At 50.4% G+C, this 5,347-nt stretch carries 7 protein-coding genes; 5 read left to right on the top strand and 2 right to left on the bottom strand.

The window, feature by feature from the left end; translation table 11 throughout:
• The 4 genes from HKN79_08280 to HKN79_08265 form a co-directional block, all read left to right on the top strand.
• A partial coding sequence (locus HKN79_08280) for an SDR family NAD(P)-dependent oxidoreductase (GenBank protein ID NNC83560.1) occupies positions 1–536 on the top strand: 536 nt, incomplete at its 5' end.
• Positions 537–796: 260 nt separating this feature from the next.
• Positions 797–1,345, top strand: coding sequence for a GNAT family N-acetyltransferase (locus tag HKN79_08275; protein ID NNC83559.1), 549 nt, complete (start codon positions 797–799; stop codon positions 1,343–1,345).
• A 36-nt stretch (positions 1,346–1,381) separates the two neighbouring features.
• The gene (locus HKN79_08270; GenBank protein ID NNC83558.1) at positions 1,382–1,903 is read left to right on the top strand and encodes a DinB family protein; all 522 of its coding nucleotides are present in this window, start codon (positions 1,382–1,384) and stop codon (positions 1,901–1,903) included.
• Positions 1,904–1,970: 67 nt separating this feature from the next.
• Positions 1,971–2,189, top strand: coding sequence for a hypothetical protein (locus HKN79_08265; protein ID NNC83557.1), 219 nt, complete (start codon positions 1,971–1,973; stop codon positions 2,187–2,189).
• Here HKN79_08265 and HKN79_08260 read toward each other — a convergent pair.
• Positions 2,175–3,230: an acyl-CoA desaturase gene (locus HKN79_08260; protein NNC83556.1), complete on the bottom strand. Its 1,056-nt coding sequence runs from the start codon at positions 3,228–3,230 to the stop codon at positions 2,175–2,177. The two genes, HKN79_08265 and HKN79_08260, sit on opposite strands and share 15 nt — an antisense overlap.
• A gap of 197 nt (positions 3,231–3,427) precedes the next feature.
• Here HKN79_08260 and HKN79_08255 point away from each other — a divergent pair, with 197 nt between their 5' ends.
• On the top strand, positions 3,428–3,769 hold the full coding sequence (locus HKN79_08255; GenBank protein ID NNC83555.1) for an alkylphosphonate utilization protein: 342 nt from the start codon (positions 3,428–3,430) through the stop codon (positions 3,767–3,769).
• 85 nt (positions 3,770–3,854) lie between these two features.
• On the opposite strand, the gene HKN79_08250 is transcribed toward HKN79_08255, so the two are convergent.
• On the bottom strand, positions 3,855–5,347 hold a 1,493-nt coding region (locus HKN79_08250), incomplete at its 5' end, for an aconitate hydratase (protein ID NNC83554.1).

Raw genomic sequence — 5,347 nt, 5'->3', positions numbered from 1 at the left:
CTGAGGAGGGCACAGCCTTCAGTCCGATCGTCCAGAGCAATCGACAGACCGAAGAGGATGTACGGAACTCCGGCTTGGACTGGGTGATCGGTCGTAACGGAATCTACATCGAGCCGGACCTCGAATACCTCGACACTTATATCAATGATGGAGAGATCCGCAATTGTGCAGGTGATGGAAAGTGTGGCTATACCAGCCGACCTGAATTGGCTTATGCTTATACCCTGATGCTTCTCAAGGGAAATCACAATGGCCAGACCTACAACCTGACGGGAGAGGCCATCAGCCAAGCTGAATTGGCCGACTTGATCAATGATGTCTATGGCACCGAACTGAAATACCAAGCTGTCTCGATAGAGAACTACAAGCAAGAGCGGATCGCTGAACTGGGAGACTTCATCGGGACGGTCATCGCAGGCATCTATGAGGGCATGAGTCGTGGGGTGAATGAGGTGCCTTCTGATTATGAAAAGGCAGCAGGACGAGTGCATAAACCGATCAAGGAAGTAATCGAGGACTTCAAAAATTCTTCATGAGTTCACTGCGCAGCATGCGCCCACCTCGAAGTCTATTGCCCTTCATCGAATGCCTCCTCTACTTGGGTGGAGAAGGTTGGAATTACATCCATTAGCTTTCAGAACCTATGGGAGACGATCCTGGAGGCTTTCTAAGAAGTTAATTGACAAGATTTAAATTAAAAAAAATGTCTCTTAGTATGTTTAGCGAGGAGTCTTAGATAGAAAATCAACTCCGTAGGATACGCGACACAGAAGAAGCTCCTATGCATTCCAAAGATATGTTGATGCCACCATCCATCATAGAGACCGAACGACTCCTCCTCCGCGAGATCACCCTGGACGATACCGCGGTGATGTTCCGCTTGAATTCCCATCCGGAGGTGCAGAAGTACACCGGAGAGCCTCTGGTCCAGTCCATGGAGGAAATGGAAGAGGCCATACGGAAGCGCACCGCGGATTACAAAAAGTACGGTTACGGTCGATGGGCCACCATTCTGAAAGAAGGAATGCACTTCACCGGCTGGGCTGGATTGGCTTACCTGCCTGAATTCGATGAGATAGATCTGGGCTACCGCTTCTTCCCGGAGTATTGGGGAAAGGGAATCGCCACCGAGGCATCACAGGCCATACTGAACTATGGATTCGAAACCCTGCAACTGGATCGTATCATCGCCATCGCCATGAAAGAGAATACGGCCTCTATACGGGTCATGGAAAAGGTCGGAATGGAATTTGAGAAATTCGCACCTTACGACCCCGGAGGTGACGATGTGGTCTGGTACGACTGTGATAAAGAACGTCTGGCGAAATTCATATCGAATACATGACCACCGATACATGCCATAGGAAATCACACTGAACCCATGGAAGAAGCAGAAGACAATACAGACCCGGAATTCCTCACCTATGTCTACAAACTCAATGCAGGCACTGAGCTCATGGAGGCGCTAGACCTTAGCATGAAAGACATCGATTCGCTGGATATCGCCCAGTTGAAACGCATCGGTCTCAAGACCTATGAGGAGGGCAAGTGGTCCATTCACACCATATTCCAGCATCTGATAGACTGGGAACGTATCTGGTGCTTCAGAGCCGTGCTCTTTGCACGTGGAGAAGGGACCATCCCAGTGGCACATGACCAGGAGATCATGGGGCAGCACTCCAATGCCGATCAATTGACCATCGAACACTTGATCGATGAGATGCGCATTGTCAGGCAATCGACCATCATGATGTTCAAGTCCTTCGATTCCGATATCCTGAACACCCGATGCAACTTCTTCGATTACGAGATGCCACTGGATGCCATCGGACTCACTATCACTGCGCATCAGATCCATCATTTCAAGATGATCGAGGAGCGGTACCTCCCCTTGGACGCTTAGAATCCGATCCAGGTATACACGAAACCTGAACAGCATCTTCCCTAAGCGATTTCACTATCTTCCGTGCATGGAGAATTTCTGGATCATCGCCCTCTCACTCTTCGTGTTCAATACCCTATTGATCTGGCGGGTCACACGGAAATATTTCAAACGGGAGTATGGCAAGGCCATGTGGAAGAACTGGACCGTACAGACCTATCACTGGCAGGGGGCCATCTATCTCAGCACCGGGCTGACCTTCCTGATGCTAGTACTTTTGAAGTGGGCCGATCTATTGAGCCTGTGAACTAGGGGAACACTCTTCTGTTTTCTGCACCTTCTGCGCAAATTTCTCCAAGAACTGCTGCTTGGCATCCCGATAGGTGGCCACAGCTCCCAGCTTATGCATACAGTAGATATAGATCCAGGCCAGATCGATCTGGTAGGGTAAGAAGCCTGCTCGCGCACTACGAGGGTAGAGATGGTGATTGTTATGCCATTCTCCAGAGAAGAGTCCAGGACGTGTTTGATTGATCGAGAGATTGCTCTGATCGAAGTCTATTCCCTCTTGGCGCTTATCCTCGCCCTTACCGTGACCCGTGTAATTAAAGGCACGCACCAGCACATACCAGAACATGGCCGCGCTGAACATTGTACAGGCCAATCCATGACCCCCGAGCAGATAGAATGCCGCATACCAGAAGACCCAATTGAGCAAAATGTGAATGACCGAATGCCATGGACGGGCCACAGAGCCCCATTTCTGATACTGGGAATAATTATTCATGGAGATACCCGTATGGGCCATCAGACCAAGCACTCCTTTGTACTCTGCCTCGCTCAAGTCCTTGGCGATGGCCTGGTGATTCACATCGGACAACATGCAATACCACAGACCGGCTTTGGCATTGTAAGGATCACCGGGCATATCGGATTTAGAGTGGTGTACATGGTGCGAGACCACATAGACTTCTTCAAGAAAGGTGCGGATGACCAGATTCTGCGTGATGAATCTCCACACCGGGTGGCTGAAGGTGTAAGCCTGATGGGTACTGAATCGGTGATACCAGATGGTACCATGGGTACTCATGATGATCATGGCATAGAGCAAGAACCAGCCGAGATGTACCAGACTGAAATAATGCACCATGAAGAAATAGAAGAAAGGAAGCATGCACAGGATCACCATCCAATTAATGAAGGGGATCCAGTTCTTGCGTGTCTTGAAGATGTTGACCCGACTGAAGGCCTCTTGCAATAGACGCTTGAAAGATGGAGTCACCAGTTCTCCATTCTCATCTGCCCAGCCATAAGAGGGAGTCTGTAAAATACGATCGATAAATGCCATTCTATATAAGAAAGGATTAAGCCAAGAATGGCGTTTTTTAGAGACTGCGAAGGTACTCATTCCAATAGGGTCTACCGATCGATGTTTCAATGAGTCGACCCAGGTCCCCCTGAGATGTCTCTTTCTCGATCATCCGAATGCCCTACCTTGTGCCCTTTCCAGATAACCAGACCCCTTTCTAACAAAAACAAAGTAGCATGTCCGAAGAGATGAAGACCTGTCCATCCTGCTCATCGCCTTATGGCTATGCTATGAGCGACTCACTCTTTGCCTGCCCCGAGTGCGGACATGAATGGAATCCAGAAGAAGAGCAAGAAAACGACACTCCCCGTGTGCTGGACTCCAATGGAAACGAATTGAGTGATGGGGATGCTGTGATCATCATCAAGGACCTACCCGTAAAGGGAGCTCCCAAACCGATCAAGGCCGGTACCAAGGTGAAGAATATCCGCCTGAGCGAAGGCGATCACAATATCGATTGCAAGGTCGAAGGTTTCGGAGCCATGGGACTCAAATCCGAATTCGTCAAGAAGGCCTAGCAATGCTACTCTGAGCATTCAGAGACATACCGCAGTCAAATTGTGACAATCAGGTGGACATGATCAGGCCCACCCTATCCCATTCTCATGCATCCTTATCCAGCGCATTCAAAGCGCTTCCCGCTCTGAACCACTCGATCTGCTGGGCATTGTAGGTGTGATTGCACACGACCAAGTCCTTGCTTCCATCGGTATGCACGACTTCCAAAGTCAATGGCTTACCTGGAGCGAACTGATCCAGATCGATGAAGTTGAAGGTATCGTCCTCCTGGATCTTATCATAATCCGACTCATCGTTGAAGGTGAGTCCGAGCATACCTTGTTTCTTCAGATTGGTCTCGTGGATCCGGGCAAAGCTCTTCACCAATACCACCATCACTCCAAGGTGACGGGGCTGCATAGCAGCATGTTCACGGGAAGAACCTTCACCGTAGTTATGGTCTCCCACCACGATGGTCGGAATACCTGCAGCCTTATATGCACGTTGCACCGCTGGCACTTCGCCATAGCTTCCATCCAATTGATTCTTGACCGTATTGGTCTCTTTGTTGAAGGCATTGACGGCTCCGGTGAGGGTGTTCTCCGAGATATTATCCAGATGTCCTCTGAAGCGCAACCACGGTCCGGCCATGGAGATGTGGTCGGTAGTACACTTTCCGAATGCTTTGATCAATAGCTTCATCCCAACGATATTCTGTCCATCCCAAGGCTGGAATGGTGTCAGGAGGGCTAGACGTTTGCTATCCGGATTCACAACTACTTCCAAACCACTGCCGTCCTCGGCTGGGGATTGATATCCGGCATCTTCCACATCGAAACCACGTGGGGGTAGTTCGATACCGCTTGGAGGATCTAGTTTGATCTCCTCTCCATCGGCATTGGTCAAGGTATCCCTACGTGGATCGAAATCCAGAGTACCGGCCAGTGCGATGGCCGTGACCAACTCGGGTGACCCGACAAAGGCGTGCGTATTGGGGTTCCCATCTGCTCGCTTGGAGAAGTTCCTGTTGAAACTGTGTACGATGGTATTCTTCTCTTGCTTATCGGCTCCTTCCCTCGCCCACTGACCGATACACGGTCCACAGGCATTGGCGAATACGCTCGCACCCATATCCTCGAAGATGTCGATGAAGCCATCGCGCTCTACGGTATAGCGCACCTGCTCAGAGCCTGGTGTCACGGTGAAATGAGCTTTGGGTGTGATCTTCTTATCCACTGCCTGTTTGGCCACCGAGGCAGATCGGGAGATATCCTCGTAGCTGGAATTGGTGCAGGATCCGATAAGCCCGTATTCCACCTTTAGTGGCCATCCATGCTCCTTGGCCTTGGCCCCCAATTCGCTGATAGGTGTATAGAGATCCGGGGTGAATGGACCGTTCAAAGATGGCTCCAGAGTATTCAGGTCGATCTCGATGACCTGATCGAAATATCTTTCTGGGTCGGCATAGACCTCAGCATCACCGGTGAGGTGTTCTCTGATGCGATCGGCCTCCTCGGCCACATCGGCACGTCCGGTAGCGCGGAGGTAGCGGCTCATACTCTCATCATAACCAAAAGTGGAGGTCGTAGCACCTATCT

The sequence above is a fragment of the Flavobacteriales bacterium genome, assembly GCA_013001705.1.
In the GTDB taxonomy this organism is placed as follows: domain Bacteria; phylum Bacteroidota; class Bacteroidia; order Flavobacteriales_D; family JABDKJ01; genus JABDLZ01.
This window is presented reverse-complemented; position numbering and strand designations above follow the sequence as displayed.